Raw genomic sequence first — 18,238 nt, forward strand, 5'->3', positions numbered from 1 at the left:
GTGACGGAGACCGCATCGGGGTGGTCGGTGTGACATGAAAATACGATTGCTTGTAGTACGCAACTAATCTGTATAGTTGCATGACGTAATCAATTAGTTCGTTCCGACGGAGGTTCGCTGTGCTGGAAAAGGCTCAGGCCCACGAACTCGCCGACGCCATCTTCATGTTCGGTCGCACGCTGCGTGGTGCACTCGTGCACCACGACACCGATGTGCTTCCTTCTGCGCTCGTCGCGGTGCTGTTCGTGCTCGCACGGATGGGGGAGTGCCGGCCCAGCGAGCTCGCCGTCGAAATGTGCGTCAGCCAGTCGTCGTTGAGCAGACAGATCGCCGAACTCGTCGAGCGAGGCCTCGTGGATCGACATCCCGATCCCGACGATCGTCGCGCTCATCGGGTGAGTTGTTCGGTCGCGGGTATCGAGATCCTCGAACTCGTGAAGAAGCGCCGAACCGAACGGCTCTCCGCAGAACTCGCGGACTGGCACGAGGACGAGATCGCGGGCGCCATCACGACGCTCGACCGTCTCACCTCGTCCCTGGCTCCGCTCGTCATCGATACTCGAAGGACCAATTCATGACCACAGTCTCCGGATCGGGAGCGCAGCCGGATGCTCCGGCAGCCGAGGAGCAGATGACGCACCGCGAGATCCTCGTCGTGCTGTCGGGCCTCCTCGCCGCTCTCTTCACGGCGCTGCTGAGCAGCACGATCGTCTCGACCGCCCTGCCGACGATCATCGCCGACCTGAACGGCACCCAGACCCAGTACGCCTGGGTCATCACCACGGCCCTCCTCGCGAACGCCGCGTCGACGCCCATCTGGGGCAAGTTCGCCGACCTGTTCAACAAGAAGTTGCTCGTCCAGCTGGGGATCCTGGTCTTCGTGATCGGCTCGGTGCTGGCCGGTATCGCGCACAACGTGCCGGTCCTGCTCGCCGCCCGCGTGATCCAGGGCATCGGCATGGGTGGTCTGACCGCTCTCGTCGTCGCGATCATCGGCAGCATCATCCCGCCCCGTCAGCGTGGCCGGTACTCCGGCTACATGGGCGCCGTCATGGCCGTCGCCATGTCGGGTGGACCCGTGCTCGGTGGTGTCATCGTCGACCTCCTCGGCTGGCGCTGGTGCTTCTACGTCTGCGTGCCGATCGCCGTCGTGGCGCTGATCCTGCTGCAGCGCACGCTGCACGTCGCGACCGTCCGCAAGGAGAACGTGAGCATCGACTGGTTCGGAGCCACGCTCATCACCGCCGCCGTGAGCGTCCTGCTCGTGTGGGTGTCCTTCGCGGGTAAGGCCGGCTACTACGAGTGGTTCTCGCTCGAGTCCGCCCTCTACGTCGGTGCCGGCATCGTCCTGCTCGTCGCGACGCTGATCGTCGAGTCGAAGGTCGCCGATCCGATCATCCCGCTGAAGATCGTCACCGAACGCACCACCGGCCTCGCGATCATCGCGTCCGTGGCAGTCGGTATCGGTCTGTTCGGTGCCACGACCTTCCTCGGTCAGTACTTCCAGACCTCGCGGGCCTACAGCCCGACGGTGGCCGGTCTGCTCACCATCCCGATGGTCGCCGGCACGCTCGTCTCGTCGATGCTCTCCGGTCAGCTCATCACGCGCTTCGGCAAGTGGAAGGGCTTCCTGATCGGCGGCGCGATCCTGCAGATGGTCGGTTTCGGCCTGCTCGGCACGGTCGACCACCTCACCTCGCTCACGCTGATCAGCGTGTACATCGCGATCGTGGGTCTGGGCACCGGCATGCTGATGCAGAACCTCGTCCTCGCCGTGCAGAACACCGTCAGCGTGCGCAACATCGGCGCCGCGAGCAGCTCGGTCGCCTTCTTCCGCACCTTCGGTGGCGCGATCGGTGTGTCGGTGCTGGGCTCGATCCTCGCGTCCCGCGTCGCGACGATCTCCGCCGACGGCCTCGCGAAGCTCGGTGTGGACACCTCCGGCGGCGGATCGGGCGGAAGCCTCGACTTCTCCCAGCTGCCCGCACCCGTGGCGGAAGTCATCCGTGCCGCCTACGGCGACGCGACGGCGACCCTCTTCCTCGTGGCGGCGGCGTTCGCGGTCGTTACCCTGGTGGCAGTGGTGCTGATTCCGAACCAGGCGTTGCGCACCACCATCGACCTCGTCGAGGAGAAGTCGCCGGCAGATCGCGCCGACATCTCCTCGTGAGGGTGACCTCGCTCACCGGCGGACGATCCGTCCGCCGGTGACCAGGAGATCACGCGGAAGCGAGGCGGTGGCGGGAGACGCTCCGTTCCCGCGCTCCGTAGACTGAGGAAATCACTCGCGCGACGAGCGTGAGCCACGAGCCGGAGGGAGCTGTTCCAGTTGGGTGTTCTGTCCCGCATCCAGTCGCCCGACGATCTGCGTCGACTCTCCCCTGTGGAGCTCACCGAGCTCGCGGGGGAGATCCGGGAATTCCTGGTCGAGAAGGTCGCGGCGACCGGCGGTCACCTCGGGCCCAATCTCGGCGTCGTCGAGCTGACCATCGCTCTGCACCGGGTGTTCGATTCGCCACGCGATCCGATCCTCTTCGACACCGGTCACCAGGCCTACGTCCACAAGATCCTCACCGGTCGTCGCGACGAGTTCGACAGTCTCCGGCAGAAGGGCGGGTTGTCCGGCTACCCGTGCCGCGCGGAGAGCGAACACGACTGGATCGAGTCGTCGCACGCCTCGGCGGCCCTGTCGTACGCCGATGGACTCGCCAAGGCCTATTCGCTGTCCGGACAGTCCGATCGGACCGTGGTGGCCGTGGTGGGCGACGGCGCGCTGACCGGTGGTATGTGCTGGGAGGCGCTCAACAACATCGCCGCCGGGCAGAACCGCTCGATGGTGATCGTCGTCAACGACAACGGCCGCTCCTACGCCCCCACGATCGGCGGTCTCGCCGAGCACCTCGCGGCGCTGCGCCTCAAGCCCGGCTACGAGAAGGTGCTCGACAACAGTCGGCGCATCGTCAAGCGGATCCCCTGGATCGGCTCGGCGGCCTACTCGGTGCTGCACGGCATGAAAACCGGCGTGAAGGACGCCGTCAGCCCGCAGGTGCTCTTCACGGATCTGGGCATCAAATATCTCGGCCCGGTCGACGGGCACGACGAGCAGGCGATGGAATCGGCTCTGCGTCGCGCGAAGGCGTACGGCGGCCCCGTCCTGGTCCACGCCGTCACCCGCAAGGGAGCCGGCTACGCGCCCGCCGAGAACCACCTCGCCGATCAGATGCACGCCACGGGCGTGATGGATCCGCGCACGGGTCGCGCGAAGTCCGCCTCCGCCCCCGACTGGACGTCGGTCTTCTCCGACGAACTCATCGCGCTGGGGGAGAAGCGGGAGGACGTCGTGGCCATCACCGCCGCGATGCCCGGGCCGACCGGCCTCGCCAAGTTCGGCGAACGGTTCCCCGATCGCACCTTCGACGTCGGCATCGCCGAACAGCACGCGGTGACCTCGGCGGCAGGTCTCGCGCTCGGCGGGATGCATCCCGTCGTCGCCGTCTACTCGACCTTCCTCAACCGGGCGTTCGACCAGCTGCTCATGGACGTCGCGCTGCTGAAGCAGCCGGTCACCGTGGTGCTCGACCGTGCGGGTGTGACGGGCTCCGACGGCGCCAGCCACAACGGCATGTGGGATCTGTCCCTGCTGGGCATCGTCCCCGGCATCCGGGTCGCCGCTCCACGCGACGGGGCGACGCTGCGCGAGGAACTCGGTGAGTCGCTCGACGTCTCCGACGGCCCGACCGTCCTCCGTTTCCCCAAAGGCTCGGTGGGAGAAGACATCCCGGCGATCGAGCGTCTCGACGGCACCGTCGACGTGCTGCGGATGCCGCCATCGCGTCGCGGCGACGCACTGATCGTCGCGGTCGGTGCCTTCGCCGGTCTCGCGCTCGACGTCGCCGATCGTCTCTCCAAGCAGGGCATCGACGCTGCCGTCGTCGACCCGCGGTGGGTATTTCCCGTGCCCGACGCGGTGGTCGACCTCGCCCGTGACTTCCGCATCGTCGTCACGATCGAGGACAGCGGCCTCCACGGTGGCGTCGGCTCGGCGGTCTCCGCCGCGCTGCGCCGCAATGACGTCGACGTACCCACGCGCGATCTCGGGGTGCCGCAGAAGTTCCTCGATCACGCCTCCCGCAACGAGATCCACGCCGAACTCGGTCTGACGGCCCAGGACGTGGCGCGTCAGGTCACCGGCTGGGTCGCCGGCCTCGACAGCGAAGCCGAGGAGCGGTCGCGACCGTCGGCGGTGGAACAGTCCGATCGCGAAGCGGGCTGAGTCGGCCGACGCGCTCATACAGACGCGAGGGGCGGTATCCGGACCACCGGATACCGCCCCTCGCGTCCGTATCGACTAGGTCTGCATCTCCTCGAGTTCCATGCCCTTGGTCTCGGGGATCTTCGTCTTGACGAAGAAGAACGACAGCAGGGCGAAGAACGCGAACAGTCCGTACAGGAACCACAGCCCGACCGCGGAGGTCAGCGGCGGGAACGCCAGTGTCACCGTGAAATTCGCGACCCAGTTCGCCGCGGTGCTGATACCGAGGGCCACCGCGCGCATGCGGTTCGGGAACATCTCGCCGAGCATCACCCACATGATCGGACCCCAGGTGGCGGCGAAGAAGATCACGAAGGCGTTCGCGCCGACGAGGGCGAGCGCACCCCACGGTGCCGGAAGTTCGACATCCTCACCGCTGCCGACCGCCTGCGAGAAGGCGATGGCGGCGAGCAGCAGGCTGACGAACATGCCGATCGAACCGGTCATCAACAGCGGACGGCGGCCGATCTTGTCGACGAACAGGATCGCGACGAACGTCATGAGCACGTTGATCACGGCCGTGATCACCGACGTCGTGAACGACTGGTTCTCGGTGAAGCCCACCGACTTCCACAGGGTCGTCGAGTAGTAGAAGATCGCGTTGATACCGACGAACTGCTGGAAGACGGCCATCGTGATGCCGACCCACACCAGCGGCTGCAGACCGAAGACCGGGCCGCGGATGTCGCCGAAGGACGCCTTCGACTCGCGTCGCAGCGTCAGCCGGATCTCGCGGACACGCTCGTCGGGCCGGAGTTCGCCCGTGACGTTGGCCAGGACGGCCGCAGCCTCCTCGTCCATGTCCTTGCCGACGAGATAACGGGGGGACTCCGGGATCGTCAGCGCCAGTACGCCGTAGAGGACGGCGGGCGCGACGCCGACGAGGAACATCCAACGCCAGGCCTCGAGATTCCACCACAGCTCGTTCGACGCTCCACCGGCGGCGTTCTGCAGCACCGCGTCGGACAGCAGGGCCGCGAAGATGCCGAGAGTGATGGCGAGCTGCTGCAGTGATGCGAGGGCGCCGCGGTAGCGAGCGGGTGCGATCTCGGAGATGTAGGTCGGGGCGATGACCGAGGCGATACCGATGCCGAGGCCGCCGAGCACACGCCACAGCATGAGATCGGGAACGCTGAAGGCCAGGCCGGACCCGATCGACGAGATGACGAACAGGGCGGAGCCGAGGAGCATCACCCGCTTGCGGCCCCAACTGTCGGCGAGGCGTCCGGCAAACCATGCCCCGACGGCACAGCCGAGCAGGGCGATGGCGACGGCGAAACCGGTCACGAACGAACTGAGCGCGAAGTTGTCCTGGATGGAGTCGACGGCGCCGTTGATGACCGAGCTGTCGAAGCCGAACAGGAAACCGCCCACGGCCGCCGCGACGGTCACGGCGATGACTTTCGCGGCGTGTGCGGTCGATGGTTGGGTCACCGAGGAACTCCTGGATCGGACTGGCCGCGAGGGCGGGAAAAGGGCTGGACACAGTGTGTTTTCTTCAGTGGAACATTACGCCGGGGTGAACGGCCGACTCGACGTTTCCGGCGAGAACTCGCCCACAGGGCGGACTTCGAACGGGGCATCGACGGAGTGTGGCGACGCCTCAGAGCGGGCAAGAAGTTAAGGAATATTCTCTCCGCGTCGTTGCTCTGCCTGCGACCTTCCCATCCGGTGAGGACCTCCGCTTGACACTGTGTGATCTGGGAATACAGTCGCGTTCCATGACTCGGCGACGACCGGATGCGACGGTACAGGGTGTGGTGGGTGAAGCGGCGTTCCTGCTGACCTCACCTCGGAGGTTCCTCATGGAGATCGCTCTGCCTCCGGTGGGGCACGGGGTGGTGGAACACAGCACGGCGCTCATCGATCCCGTCACACGCTTCCGGAACACGAGCGCGTACATCTTCCTCGTGGCGTTCGGCGACGCCGAGGAACGGCGCAGGGTGGTGCGTTTCGTCAACCGCGCCCACGCACCGGTTCGCTCCGACGGATACAACGCCTTCGATCCGAAGCTCCAGTTGTGGATCGCCGCGGTGATGTTCCACGGCGGCCGCGACGTGTACGAGCGGTTCTTCGGCCGCCTCGACCGGGCCGAGGCCGAACGGCTGTACCGCGAGTTCGCGGTCTACGGCACGTCGTTGCAGGTACCTGAGGAGATGTGGCCCGCGGACCTCGACGCGTTCGATGCCTACTGGCACAGTGTCGTCGACGATCTCGAGATCGACGAGACCGTTCGTTCCTACGCACGCGCCTTGCTCTCCGGTGGCGACCTGCCGATCGTCGTCCGGCCGGCGATGGCGCTCAACAGGTTCTTCACCCTGGGCATGCTCGATCCCCGTATCCGTGAGGCCTACGGCTTCACATGGACCGAGGCCCACCAGCGATGGTTCGACCGCCTCATGCGGATCGCGGTGCCCGCCTACCGGGCGCTGCCCGCGGCGGCGCGCCACCTGCCCAAGAAGCTGGTCCTGCGCGACGCGCGTAAGAGGTTCGCCGCGGTGCCCGCGCACGTCGCTGCCTAGGACGCGGCAGCGCCGGAAAGAGACAGCATGCGGCAGAGGCGGCGGAGATCAGTTCTCCGCCGTCAGGGCCTTCGCGAGTCGCGGCACGGTCAACGCGCGCTGCCACGGACGTGCCCCGCCCTCGGCGAAGCGGCCGTCGATGTACTCCTCGACGTCGCCCCCCTCGGAGACGTCCCAGTCCCAGCACAGGCGCCGAACGAGTTCGGGACTGACCAGGTTCTCGACCGGAACGGCGACTTCCTCGCTCAGAGCGGCGAGTTCGCCGCGCGCGAGGGCGAGACGTGCGGCCTGTTCGGGGTGGTGGCGCGACCACCGGCCGGCAGGCGGAGGCCCGGTCAGCGGCGGAGTGAGGGGTGGGAGCCGGTCCTCCGGCAGCGCACGGGCCCGCTCGATCGCGTTGAGCCACGCGCGGGAGGAACGGCGCTGTCGCGGACCGCCGAAGACCGGAAGCTTCTGCAACTGTTCGACGGTCGTGGGATTCGCCTCTGCGGCGGCGATGATCGCGGAGTCGGGAAGGATGCGCCCCGGCGCGATGTCGCGCCGCGCAGCGATCTCGTCGCGTGTGGTCCACAGTTCCCGGACGATCGCCAGACGGCGTCGGTCCTTGATCGCGTGGATCTTGGACGTGCGCCGCCACCGATCGGGCTTCGGAGCGGGCGGCCCCGCGAGCCGGATGTGCTCGAATTCCTGGGCGGCCCACTCGGTCTTGTTCTGCCGCTCGAGTTCGCGCGCCATCGCCTCGCGGAGTTCCACGAGCGGTTCGACGTCGAGCGCGGCGTAGTTGAGCCACGAGTCGGGGAGCGGTCGCGTCGACCAGTCCGCCGCACCGTGGCCCTTGCGCAGTTCGAGGCCGAGGGTCTCGGCCACGATCGCGGCGAGACCGACACGAGGGAATCCGGCGAGACGACCGGCGAGTTCGGTGTCGTACAGCTTCGCCGGGCGGAGTCCGAGTTCGGCCAGGCCGGGGAGATCCTGGTCGGCGGAGTGAAGGACCCATTCGAGGTCGTTGATCACCTCGGCCAGGGGAGCCAGGTCGTCCCGTGTCGGAATGGGATCGAGCAGCACCGTGCCGGCGCCCTCACGACGGAGCTGGACGAGATAGGCGCGCGCCGAGTAGCGGTAACCCGATGCGCGTTCGGCGTCGACGGCGAGCGGGCCGTGTCCCCGCGCGAGCATCGCTGCCGCGTCGGCGACCCCGCGCGCCGTGGTGACGACCTCCGGGACGCCGTCGCGCGGTTCGAGGAGCGGCACCGTCGTCATGCTCGTGCTCTTCTGCTCGTCCTCGTCGTTCTGTGCCGGCATGGGCGTGACTCTAGCGGTGTCGTCCCCGTGCGCAATTCCGTTCCTGTCCGGAACGTTCGATCGGTGGACACGCGCGGACCCGCTCGATGCCACGCGAACCTCTCCGGGACGCCCGTGTCAGCCCTCCTGGGAGACGACATCGTCGCTGTCCGTACCGGCCGCGAGGACGAGGTCCTCGAGGGCGGGGGAGAAGTCGTCGACGAGCTCCCACAGGTCGGGCACGAGATCGGGACACGAGATCAGGCCGATGTCGAGCCTGCCGTCGAGGGAGAGCACCGTCACGTTGAGCGCCGCGCCGTGGAAGATCGGTCCGAAGGGGTACATCGCCGTCATGCGTGCACCCAGGAAGTACAGCGGCACGGGCGGTCCGGGCACGTTGGAGATCACGAGGTTGTGGATCACCGGATGCCGGTCGGCGAGGCGGAGCCCGGCGTACGCGCGCATCGCGGGGGCGAAGACCGCCGCGCCGAGGAACTGCGACCAGTCCTGCAGCAGGTTCGCGCCGAGGTCGGCGTTGTGCTCCTTGGACACCGCGTTCGCTTCCGAGAGTGCCCGCAGCCGTTCGGCCGGGTCGGCGATGTGGGTGTGGAGGTCGGCGAACATCGCCGAGACCTGATTGCGCCCCGGCCGATCCGACCTTCCGTGCACCGAGACCGGGATCATCCCGATGAGCGGCGAGTCGGGCAGCTCGCCGCGCCGCTCCAGATATCGGCGCAGCGCACCGGAGCACACGGCCATCACCACGTCGTTGACGGTGACGCCGAAGACGTTCTTCACCAGTTTCACGTCGTCGAGGTTCAACTCGGCGAAGCCGACGTTGCGGTGTCCGGTGATGGTGGAGTTGAACGGGGTGCGCGGCGCCGTGAACGGCGCGGGCATGGCGTCGCCGCGTCGTGCGCGGGCGATCCACGAGGTCAGCGATGTGACCGCGCCGGGCAGGATCCGCAGCAGGTGGAGAGGCCGGCGGGCCACGTTGAGAGCTCCGGCAATCGCGATGGCGAGGTCGTTCGCGTCGCCGGCACCCCACTGGACCGGTTCGGGCCGGGGATCGGCCGGGTCGAGGCTGCACAGCTGTGCGATGAGTGCGGCGCCGGAGACCCCGTCCACCCCGGCGTGGTGCATCTTCGCGATGACCGCGATCCTGCCGTCGTCGAGGCCGCCGACGAACCACATCTCCCACAGCGGCCGCGAGCGATCCAGGGGTTGCGCGGCGATGTGGCCGCACAGGTCCGCGAGCTCGGTCCGGCCGCCCGGGGCGGGCACGCCGACGTGGTGGACGTGCCGGTCGAGGTCGAAGTCGTGGTCGTCGACCCAGACCGGATGGTCGAGGTTGAATCTGCTGTCGGCGAGCTTCATCCGGAACTGGGGTACGGCGGTGAGGCGTGCTTCGAGTTCGTTGCGCAGGCTCACGTAGTCGTAGCCACCCGGGACGGTGGACGGATCCAGCACGATCAGCCCGCAGATGTGGAGGTGCTGACTGGGGGTCTCGAGATAGAGGAAACCGGCATCGAGCCCGCTGAGACGCTGCATGAACCAAGAATAGAACAGGTTCTAGAAATCCGGTCGGATTGCGCCGGTTTTCACCGCTGGAGTCGCGCGACCCCCGCCGGAGGCAGACCCGCGGCATAGGCGAGGACGTCACAGAACGCCTCCACGTGCGGGGTCAGCATGTCGGACTGCGGAGTCCACGATGCACGCAGTTCCAGTTGGTGGGCCCGTCCCGGCCCGGCGATGTCCCCGAACCGCACGGAGGTCGTCGCCGTCACCGTGCCGCCCAGCGCCGTGAGCGGTTCACCGTGCGCGGCGAGGGCGTCGACGAGCCAACTCCACGCGACCTCCGGCAGCAGTGAGTCCGCTGCCAGGCTCTCGTCGACGTCGGCCTGGATGTACGAGACGAGCCGGGTGGTTCCGTGCCACGCCTCGTCGCCGTCGGGGTCGTAGAGAAGGATGAGGCGGCCGAACGCGTCGCCCTCGGACTGTTCGGGCACCCGGTCGGTCTCGTCGTGCAGGACCTCGGCGCCCAGCGCGTAGCTGTAGGGCGCGAGCCGTTGCGGGGGCCGGATCGGCCCGACCTCGATCTCCGGGCGCACGGTGGCCGCGTTCATCGCATCGACTGCGGAACGGAAGCGGGCCGGCTCGGCGGGCGAGGTGGTCACCGAGCGGAGGTTAGTGCCGGTGACGCACCGCACGCGGGAGGCGCGCCGATTCCGGCGAACGGCACGGGCGTGGCAGCATGGGCAACGGGTCCGGACCACACGTCCCGTGTGCGCCCCGGCAGACGCTGCCCTGCGCGACGGCGCGCAGTGCCCGAAGAACGAGGATCGATGACCGGCTTGGAGAACACGAACGTCGGATCTGCGGTGCCCGCGGACTACCCCGCGCGGAGGATCCTGCCCCATGCGCCCCTGCTGGCGGCCGCTCGCGGTGAGAAGCCGGCCCACCGCCCCGTGTGGTTCATGCGCCAGGCCGGCCGCTCCCTGCCCGAGTACAGGGAGATCCGGGCCGGTATCGGCATGCTCGAATCGTGCTTCGACCCCGAACTGGTCTGCGAGATCACGATGCAGCCGGTGCGGCGCCACAAGGTCGACGCCGCCATCCTGTTCTCCGACATCGTCGTCCCGCTCAAGGCCGCCGGGATCGACCTCGACATCGTCGCCGGCACGGGCCCGGTCGTCGCGAACCCCGTCCGCACCGCCGCCGACGTCACCGCGCTGCCGACCCTCGAGGCCGAGGAGGTCGGAGCGGTCGCCCGCGCGGTCGGGCTGCTGACCCGCGAGCTCGGAGACACCCCGCTCATCGGGTTCGCAGGCGCGCCCTTCACCTTGGCCTCCTATCTCGTCGAAGGCGGCCCGAGCCGCAACCACGAGCGCACCAAGGCGCTCATGCACGCCGACCCGAAGACCTGGCACGCCCTCCTCGGCAAGCTCACCGATGTCGCCATCGCCTTCCTCCGCGCGCAGATCGGTGCCGGTGTCGACGCCGTCCAGCTCTTCGACTCGTGGGCCGGTGCCCTCTCTCTCGCGGACTACCGCGAGTACGTCCTGCCGCACTCCGAGCGTGTCTTCGCCGAGATCGCCGGTGCGGGGGTGCCGCGCATCCACTTCGGTGTCGGCACCGGTGAGCTCCTCGGCGCCATGGGTGAGGCGGGCGCCGACGTGGTGGGCGTCGACTGGCGCATCCCGCTCGACGTCGCCGCGACCCGCGTCGGCCCGGGCAAGGCCCTGCAGGGCAACCTCGACCCCGCGATCCTGTTCGCGGGCCGGGAGGTCGTCGAACGCGAGGTGCGCCGCATCGTCGCCGAGGCCGACCGTGCTCTCGAGGCCGGCGCTGTCGGACACATCTTCAACCTCGGTCACGGTGTCCTGCCCGACACCGATCCCGACGTCATCACCCGAGTGGTCGAGCTGGTGCATTCGCTGTGACCCCGCCGACGGTCGCGGTCGTCGGCGGTGGGATCAGCGGGCTCGTCGCCGCGTACCGGCTGCGTCGTTCGCTCGGCGCCGCCGCGCGGATCGTCGTGCTCGAACGGTCGACGCGGCTCGGCGGCAAGCTCCGCACGGTCCCGCTCGCGGGCGACCCGGTCGACGTCGGTGCCGAGGCGTTCATCGCACGCCGACCCGAGGTGCTCGCGCTCGTCGAGGAACTCGGCCTGAGCGACCACATCGTCCACCCCTCGGCGGCCCGTCCCCTCCTGTACGCCGACGCGCGACTGCATCCGCTGCCGGCGGGCACGCTGATGGGCATCCCCGCATCCGCGCAGTCCGTCGAAGGACTCGTCGACGACGAGACCCTGGCACGCATCGCCGCCGAACCCACCGTGCCGTTCCACTGGGACCGGGACTCCGACGTCTCCGTCGCGGATCTCGTCCGAGCACGCTTCGGTGAGCAGGTGGTGCGGCGCAGCGTCGACCCGCTGCTCGGCGGGGTGTACTCGGGGCTGTCCGACACCGCGGGTGTCCGCGCCACCGTCCCGACGCTCGCGGCGGCGCTCGATGCCGGCGCGACGAGCCTGAGCGAGGCCGTCGCCCGCGCCCTGCCCCCGAAGACGGACGCCCCGGTCTTCGGGACGCTGCGCGAGGGCTACGGCGTGCTGATCGAGGCCCTCGTCCGCGAGGCCGACGCCGAGTTCCTCTACGGCACGGCGGCATCCGGACTGAAGCGCAGCGCCGGCCGGTGGTCGGTCGACCCGCTCGGCGAGGTCGACGGTGTAGTGCTCGCCGTGCCCGCCCCGGACGCCGCCCGGCTGCTCGCCGACAGCGTGAGATCCGCCGCGCAGTGCGCAGCGCAGATCCCGCTCGCCTCGTCGGTGGTGGTCGCGCTCGCGTTGCCGCACGACGCCGGCCTGCCGCAGAACTCCGGAATCCTCGTCGCGACGGGGGAGAACCTGTCGGCGAAGGCCTTCACGCTGTCGAGCCGCAAATGGCCCCACCTCGCCGAACGACCCGTCGCGCTCGCCCGCGCGTCGTTCGGACGGTTCGGCGACGACGCGCTCGTCGACGCGTCCGAGGCCGATCTGATCGCGCTGGCCCGCGCGGATCTCGCGACCGTCACCGGAGTCGACGCCGAACCGGTGGCCGCCTTCGTGCAGCGGTGGCACGGCGGGCTGCCGCAGTACCGCGAACACCACGGCGAGATCGTCGCCGCCTTCGAGGCCGAGATCGCAGGGATCGACGGACTCGAGGTCGCCGGCGCGATGCTGCACGGTGTGGGCGTACCCGCATGTGTCGCAACAGGCACGGCCGCGGCCGCACGCCTGGCTGCACGAATGGAAGGATGAACGTCATGGCACGTCTCGACTACGACAAGCTCAATTCCACACTCCGTTACGCGATGTGGTCGGTCTTCCAGGTCCGGCCCGGCGTCCTCGGCGACGACCGCACCGCGGCGATCGAGGACGCGAAGGCGTTCTTCGCCCGCTTCGACGACACCGACGTGATCGTGCGTGGTATCTACGACGTGGCCGGCACCCGCGCCGACGCCGACTTCATGATCTGGACGCACGCCGAGCACATCGAGGATCTGCAGAAGTTGTACGCCGACTTCCGGCGCACCACGATCCTCGGCCGCGCGAGCACCCCGGTCTGGTCGAACACCGCACTGCACCGGCCCGCGGAGTTCAACAAGAGCCACCTCCCCGCCTTCATCGCAGGGGAGGAGCCGGGCAACTACGTCTGCGTGTACCCCTTCGTGCGGTCCTACGAGTGGTACCTGCTGCCCGACGAGCAGCGCCGCAAGATGCTCGCCGACCACGGCATGGCGGCCCGCGGCTACCCCGACGTCCGCGCCAACACCGTTCCGGCCTTCGCGCTCGGCGACTACGAGTGGATCCTCGCCTTCGAGGCGCCGGAGCTGCACCGCATCGTCGATCTCATGCGCGACCTGCGTGCCACCGACGCGCGCCTGCACGTCCGCGAGGAGACCCCCTTCTTCACCGGACCGCGGGTCGACGTCGAAGCCCTCGTCGCGTCGCTACCCTGACGTGACCTCGACGAGCGCGGTGCCACCGGAGGGAGACGGTCGTCTGTTCTCCCAGATGGCGCACTGGGGCATGTTCTCGGCGCAGGCGCGCGACGGCGAGATCGTCGCCGTGCAGCCCTACGCCGGGGACCGCGACCCCTCACCGATCCTGGGGAACATCCCCGGATCGGTGCGGCACCGTGCTCGCATCGCCGGGCCGGCCGTCCGCCGCGGCTGGCTCGAGAACGGACCGGGACCGAGCACACGACGCGGCGACGACGAGTACGTCGCCGTCTCGTGGGACGAACTCACCGAGATCCTCGCGGGCGAACTGCAGCGCGTGAAGGACCGGCACGGCAACCGGGCGATCTTCGGCGGCTCCTACGGCTGGTCCGCCCCGGGCCGGTTCCACCACGCACAGAGCCAGGTGCACCGCTTCCTGAAGATGTTCGGCGGCTACACCCGCTCGGTGCACTCCTACTCGCTCGGCGCGACCGGCGTGATCATGCCGCACGTCGTGGGCACCCACTGGAAACTGTTCGCACGCTCGACCTCCTGGGAGGTCATCGCCCGCGACACCGATCTGATGGTGTGCTTCGGCGGGATCCCGCTCAAGAACACCGCTGTCAACGACGGCGGCACGAGCGATCACCCCACCCGCGACGCCCTCGACCGGATGCGGGCCCGCGGCGGGCGGATCGTCTCGTTCAGCCCGATCCGCAGCGACGTGCACGGTGAGCACGAGTGGCTCGCGCCCCGGCCGGGCACCGACGTCGCGATCATGCTCGCCCTCGGCTACGTCCTGGCCACCGAAGGTCTGGCCGACCGCGAGTTCCTCGACCGCTACTGCACCGGTTACGACCGCTTCGAGGAATATCTGCTCGGCCGCACCGACGGCGTCCCGAAGACCCCCGAGTGGGCCGCCGGACTGTCGGGCATCCCGTCCGGCACCCTCGTCGACCTCGCGCGACGCATGGCCCGCGGCCGCACCCTGGTGTCGGTCACATGGTCGCTGCAACGCGTGCGGCACGGCGAGCAGGCGCCCTGGGCGGGCGTGACCCTCGCCGCGATGCTCGGTCAACTCGGCGTTCCCGGAGGCGGTTTCGGCCACGGCTACGGGTCGATGAACGAACCCGGTCTCGCGCCCGTCCCGTATCCGCTGCCCACCCTGTTCCAGGGCAACAACGACGTCGAGGACTTCATCCCCGTCGCCGCGATCTCCGACCTGCTGTTGCAGCCCGGGGAGCAGTTCGACTACGACGGCCGTCGCCTGACCTTCCCGGACATCCGGCTCGTGTACTGGGCGGGTGGCAATCCCTTCCACCACCACCAGGACATCGGGCGGCTCCGCCGGGCCCTGCAGCGACCCGACACGATCGTCGTTCACGACCCGTACTGGACGCCGATGGCCAAGCACGCCGACATCGTCGTGCCGTCGACCACGGCGCTCGAGCGCGACGACCTGACGTGCACGCGCAACGATCCGCTGCTCGTCGCGATGCAGGCCGCCGTCCCGCGCTTCGCCGACGCCCGCGACGACTACGACACCTTCACCGCTCTCGCCCACCGCCTCGGCTTCGGCGAGCAGTTCACCGAGGGCCGGACGTCCCGGCAGTGGCTCGAACACCTCTACGAGCAGTGGCGCGGTTTCGTCCTCGCCGACGACCGGCGCGTCGAGGACCCGCCGCCCTTCGACGACTTCTGGTACGGCGGACCGGTCCGGATGCGGACCGAGGACGATCTGACGCTGTTCGAGGATTTCCGGTCCGACCCCGAGGCGAACCCGCTGCGGACTCCCAGCGGACGGCTCGAGATCTTCTCCGCCGACATCGACTCGTTCGGCTACGACGACTGTGCCGGGCACCCCACCTGGTACGAACCCGACGAATGGCTCGGCTCCTCGCGGGTCGAACGGTTCCCACTGCACCTGATCGCCAACCAGCCGGCCACGCGCCTGCACGGGCAGCTCGATCACGGCTCGGTGAGCCAGGCGTCGAAGATCCGTGGCCGCGAACCGATCCGGATGCGTCCCGACGACGCGGCCGCGCGAGGTCTGGAGGCCGGCGACATCGTCCGCGTCTTCAACGATCGTGGTTCGTGCCTCGCCGGGGTCGTCCTCGACGACGGTCTGCTGCCGAACGTCGTCCAGCTCGCGACGGGAGCCTGGTACGACCCGCTGGATCCGTCCGATCCCGGATCGATGTGCGTGCACGGGAACGCGAACGTGCTCACCCCCGACGTCGGCACATCGTCGCTGTCCCACGGCTGCACCGGGCAGCACGTGCTCGTCGACGTCGAGCGGTTCGACGGCGAGCTACCGCCCATCCGGGCCTACGATCCGCCCGTCGTCCGGCAGCGCTGAGCGGTCACAGGCCGAGGGACGCCTGGACCTCACGCAGGGTGGCTGCGGAGGCGGCCAGCCCCGCTTCCTCCTCCGACGACAGCGGCACGTCGAGCACGGTGTGCGCGCCGCGCGCGTCGACGACGGTGGGAAGCGAGAGGCAGACGTCCTGCCGGCCGTGCCGCCCGGTCTGCAGCGTCGACACCGCAAGCACCCGGCGCTGGTTCCGCAGCACGGCCTCCACGATGCGGGCACTCGACAGTCCGATCGCGAGATTCGTGGCGCCCTTGCCGCGGATGATCTCGTAGGCGCTGCGCACGACCTCCTCGAAGAGTGCGGCGCGGGTGTCCGGACCGAAGACCGGGCGTCCGTCGACGGTGAAGGACTTTACCGGCACACCGCCGATCGTCGCACTCGACCACAGGGCGACCTCCGAATCGCCGTGCTCGCCGACGACGAACACGTGGACGTTCTCGATCGCGACGTCGGCACGGTGGGCGAGCAGATACCGCAGCCGGCCGGAATCGAGCACCGTGCCCGACCCGAAGATCCGGCCGTCCGCGATGCCGGTCGCCGCGATCGCGGCGCGGGTGACGATGTCGACCGGATTGCTGACGAAGACGATCACCGCCTCGGGGGAGACGGACAGCAGGCCGGGAGTCAGGTCCCGTGCCAGGGCGACGTTCGCGGCCGCGAGATCCAGGCGCGACTGGCCGGGATGCTGCTTGGCCCCCGCGGTCACGACGATGAGATCGGAACCGGCGGTGACCGCGATGTCGTCGCTGCCCTCGATCCGGCACGACGGCGCGAACTGGGTGCCGTGGTTCAGGTCGAGGACCTCCGCGCGCACCTTCGCGGTATTCGTGTCGTACAGCGCGATCGCGTCTGCCGACCCCCGGAGCAGACATGCGTACGCCACCGCGGTGCCGACGCTTCCGGCACCGACGACGGACAGTTTCGTGTGTCGCCGGATTCTCGTACCCGTCTCGCTCATGCGAGGAATTATGGCGTATACCGGCCGCTCGGTCGGTGACCTCGGGCCACATGATTCGGTCCGTATCGGGGCATTCCCTGCGAGTGGCCGGCCCGCCGCGATGGCGGCGATGCGACTGCTCGAGGAGATCTACCCGAGCCGACCTGCCACTGTCGCGCAGCCGTTAGCCTCGGGACATGGCCGAGACTCCCTTCGATGCCGTCCTGTTCGACTTCTCCGGCACCCTGTTCCGGCTCGAGGAGGACGAGAGCTGGCTCGCGGACGTCACCGACCACGAGGGCAGACCCTTCGACGTGCACCGGCAGGCCGAACTCATGCGGCGGCTGACGCAACCCGTCGGGCAGCCCGTCGAGATGGACGCCGACGAGCACCACGCGTGGACCAACCGCGACCGCGAACCGCGCTGGCACCGCGAGGCCTACCTGACGGTGCTGCGCAGGTCGGGCGTGGCCGATCCCGAGCAGGCACAGGCGCTCTACGAGAAGGTGACCGACCCCGACTGCTGGACCGTCTATCCGGACACCGTTCCCGTCATCGAGGAGCTCGCCGGAGACGGGATCGCCGTCGGCGTGGTGAGCAACATCGCCTTCGACCTGCGGCCGGCCTTCGCGCGGCTCGGTATCGACGACCTCGTGTCGGTGTTCGCGCTGTCCTTCGAGGTGGGCGCCGTCAAGCCCGAACCGGAGATCTTCCGCTACGCCGTCGACAGACTCGGTGTCGACCCGCGACGGACGCTGATGATCGGCGACAGCGAGAAGGCGGACGGTGCCGCCCGGTCGATCGGATGTGCGTTCGAACTCGTCGAACCGGCACCGACCACCGAGCGGCACGACGCACTGTGGACCGCGCTGGCCGCGGCCGGGATCACTCCGACGGAACCAGGCGCAGGGAGATCGAGTTGATGCAGTACCGCTGGTCGGTGGGCGTCGGGTAACCCTCGCCCTCGAAGACATGCCCGAGATGGCTGTGGCACGTCGCGCACACCACCTCGATGCGCCGCATGCCCAGCGAGTTGTCCTCGCGCAGGATCACGGCGTCGGAGTCGGCGGGGTCGAAGAACGACGGCCACCCGCAGTGGGAGTGGAACTTCTCGGTGCTGCGGAACAGTTCGGCACCGCACGCGCGGCATTCGTAGATGCCCTCGGTCTCGGTGTCGGTGTACTCGCCGACGAAGGGGCGCTCGGTGCCTGCCTGACGCAACACGGCGAATTCGGCGGGTGTGAGCTTCGCGCGCCATTCCTCGTCGGTGTGGACGACCTTGGGTGCGGGTTCGGATCGAGGAGCAGACGTCATGATCTCCACGCTAACCG

Annotated in this window: 15 protein-coding genes; 9 read left to right on the forward strand and 6 right to left on the reverse strand. The window is 68.9% G+C overall.

Going from position 1 to position 18,238, the window contains the following annotated elements; all coding sequences use genetic code 11:
* Positions 1-119 precede the first annotated feature (119 nt).
* The 3 genes from AC0LPE_RS10130 (at position 120) to dxs (ending at position 4,273) form a co-directional block, all read left to right on the forward strand.
* A complete protein-coding gene (locus AC0LPE_RS10130; RefSeq protein ID WP_160875991.1) occupies positions 120-578 on the forward strand; it encodes a MarR family winged helix-turn-helix transcriptional regulator in 459 nt (152 codons plus the stop codon).
* Positions 575-2,170 (forward strand): MDR family MFS transporter, encoded by a 1,596-nt coding sequence (locus AC0LPE_RS10135; RefSeq protein WP_229567975.1) that lies wholly within the window; start codon positions 575-577, stop codon positions 2,168-2,170. Before AC0LPE_RS10130 ends, AC0LPE_RS10135 begins: the two co-directional genes overlap by 4 nt.
* Positions 2,171-2,329: 159 nt before the next feature.
* Complete coding sequence (dxs, locus tag AC0LPE_RS10140) at positions 2,330-4,273, forward strand: 1-deoxy-D-xylulose-5-phosphate synthase (protein WP_490606122.1); 1,944 nt, start codon at positions 2,330-2,332, stop codon at positions 4,271-4,273.
* 75 nt (positions 4,274-4,348) lie between these two features.
* Here dxs and AC0LPE_RS10145 read toward each other — a convergent pair whose 3' ends face one another.
* Positions 4,349-5,746 carry a sugar porter family MFS transporter gene (locus tag AC0LPE_RS10145; protein WP_145691752.1) on the reverse strand — a complete coding sequence of 466 codons (1,398 nt, stop codon included), beginning with the start codon at positions 5,744-5,746 and terminating at the stop codon, positions 4,349-4,351.
* Positions 5,747-6,033: 287 nt separating this feature from the next.
* Here AC0LPE_RS10145 and AC0LPE_RS10150 point away from each other — a divergent pair, with 287 nt between their 5' ends.
* The gene (locus AC0LPE_RS10150; protein WP_160875997.1) at positions 6,034-6,834 is read left to right on the forward strand and encodes an oxygenase MpaB family protein; all 801 of its coding nucleotides are present in this window, start codon (positions 6,034-6,036) and stop codon (positions 6,832-6,834) included.
* Positions 6,835-6,882: 48 nt separating this feature from the next.
* Here AC0LPE_RS10150 and AC0LPE_RS10155 read toward each other — a convergent pair whose 3' ends face one another.
* From AC0LPE_RS10155 to AC0LPE_RS10165, 3 genes are all read right to left on the reverse strand, one after another.
* Entirely contained in the window at positions 6,883-8,136 is a 1,254-nt protein-coding gene (locus AC0LPE_RS10155; protein ID WP_490606123.1) for an HRDC domain-containing protein, read from the reverse strand.
* A 117-nt stretch (positions 8,137-8,253) separates the two neighbouring features.
* The gene (locus AC0LPE_RS10160; RefSeq protein ID WP_490606124.1) at positions 8,254-9,666 is read right to left on the reverse strand and encodes a WS/DGAT/MGAT family O-acyltransferase; all 1,413 of its coding nucleotides are present in this window, start codon (positions 9,664-9,666) and stop codon (positions 8,254-8,256) included.
* A 50-nt stretch (positions 9,667-9,716) separates the two neighbouring features.
* A complete protein-coding gene (locus AC0LPE_RS10165; RefSeq protein ID WP_026061620.1) occupies positions 9,717-10,292 on the reverse strand; it encodes a DUF3000 domain-containing protein in 576 nt (191 codons plus the stop codon).
* A 168-nt stretch (positions 10,293-10,460) separates the two neighbouring features.
* On the opposite strand from AC0LPE_RS10165, the gene hemE reads away from it, so the two are divergent.
* The 4 genes from hemE to AC0LPE_RS10185 are packed head-to-tail and all read left to right on the forward strand — an operon-like array spanning position 10,461 to position 15,955.
* On the forward strand, positions 10,461-11,558 hold the full coding sequence (gene hemE / locus AC0LPE_RS10170; protein ID WP_016694449.1) for a uroporphyrinogen decarboxylase: 1,098 nt from the start codon (positions 10,461-10,463) through the stop codon (positions 11,556-11,558).
* The gene (locus AC0LPE_RS10175; protein ID WP_490606125.1) at positions 11,555-12,913 is read left to right on the forward strand and encodes a protoporphyrinogen oxidase; all 1,359 of its coding nucleotides are present in this window, start codon (positions 11,555-11,557) and stop codon (positions 12,911-12,913) included. Before hemE ends, AC0LPE_RS10175 begins: the two co-directional genes overlap by 4 nt.
* 5 nt (positions 12,914-12,918) lie before the next feature.
* Complete coding sequence (hemQ, locus tag AC0LPE_RS10180) at positions 12,919-13,614, forward strand: hydrogen peroxide-dependent heme synthase (protein ID WP_006551366.1); 696 nt, start codon at positions 12,919-12,921, stop codon at positions 13,612-13,614.
* Between the two features lie 55 nt (positions 13,615-13,669).
* Positions 13,670-15,955: a molybdopterin-dependent oxidoreductase gene (locus AC0LPE_RS10185; RefSeq protein ID WP_490606337.1), complete on the forward strand. Its 2,286-nt coding sequence runs from the start codon at positions 13,670-13,672 to the stop codon at positions 15,953-15,955.
* A gap of 4 nt (positions 15,956-15,959) precedes the next feature.
* On the opposite strand, the gene AC0LPE_RS10190 is transcribed toward AC0LPE_RS10185, so the two are convergent.
* Positions 15,960-16,928, reverse strand: a complete 969-nt coding sequence (locus AC0LPE_RS10190; protein ID WP_490606126.1) for an L-lactate dehydrogenase — start codon at positions 16,926-16,928, stop codon at positions 15,960-15,962.
* A gap of 176 nt (positions 16,929-17,104) precedes the next feature.
* On the opposite strand from AC0LPE_RS10190, the gene AC0LPE_RS10195 reads away from it, so the two are divergent.
* Positions 17,105-17,830, forward strand: coding sequence for an HAD family hydrolase (locus tag AC0LPE_RS10195; RefSeq protein WP_490606127.1), 726 nt, complete (start codon positions 17,105-17,107; stop codon positions 17,828-17,830).
* Here the strand turns inward: AC0LPE_RS10195 and msrB are convergent.
* Positions 17,793-18,221 (reverse strand): peptide-methionine (R)-S-oxide reductase MsrB, encoded by a 429-nt coding sequence (gene msrB, locus AC0LPE_RS10200; protein ID WP_059381498.1) that lies wholly within the window; start codon positions 18,219-18,221, stop codon positions 17,793-17,795. The genes AC0LPE_RS10195 and msrB overlap by 38 nt on opposite strands.
* Between the last annotated feature and the right edge of the window lie 17 nt (positions 18,222-18,238).

The organism is Rhodococcus sp. S3 (assembly GCF_058211795.1).

What these genes read in the sequence shown, in the direction of transcription:
- hemQ (WP_006551366.1), top strand. Translation starts at nt 12,919, where the DNA reads ATGGCACGTCTCGACTACGACAAGCTCAATTCCACACTCCGTTACGCG.
- AC0LPE_RS10195 (WP_490606127.1), top strand. Translation starts at nt 17,105, where the DNA reads ATGGCCGAGACTCCCTTCGATGCCGTCCTGTTCGACTTCTCCGGCACC.
- AC0LPE_RS10190 (WP_490606126.1), bottom strand. Translation starts at nt 16,928, where the DNA reads ATGAGCGAGACGGGTACGAGAATCCGGCGACACACGAAACTGTCCGTC.
- msrB (WP_059381498.1), bottom strand. Translation starts at nt 18,221, where the DNA reads ATGACGTCTGCTCCTCGATCCGAACCCGCACCCAAGGTCGTCCACACC.
- AC0LPE_RS10160 (WP_490606124.1), bottom strand. Translation starts at nt 9,666, where the DNA reads ATGCAGCGTCTCAGCGGGCTCGATGCCGGTTTCCTCTATCTCGAGACC.
- hemE (WP_016694449.1), top strand. Translation starts at nt 10,461, where the DNA reads ATGACCGGCTTGGAGAACACGAACGTCGGATCTGCGGTGCCCGCGGAC.
- AC0LPE_RS10135 (WP_229567975.1), top strand. Translation starts at nt 575, where the DNA reads ATGACCACAGTCTCCGGATCGGGAGCGCAGCCGGATGCTCCGGCAGCC.
- AC0LPE_RS10155 (WP_490606123.1), bottom strand. Translation starts at nt 8,136, where the DNA reads ATGCCGGCACAGAACGACGAGGACGAGCAGAAGAGCACGAGCATGACG.
- AC0LPE_RS10150 (WP_160875997.1), top strand. Translation starts at nt 6,034, where the DNA reads ATGACTCGGCGACGACCGGATGCGACGGTACAGGGTGTGGTGGGTGAA.
- AC0LPE_RS10185 (WP_490606337.1), top strand. Translation starts at nt 13,670, where the DNA reads ATGGCGCACTGGGGCATGTTCTCGGCGCAGGCGCGCGACGGCGAGATC.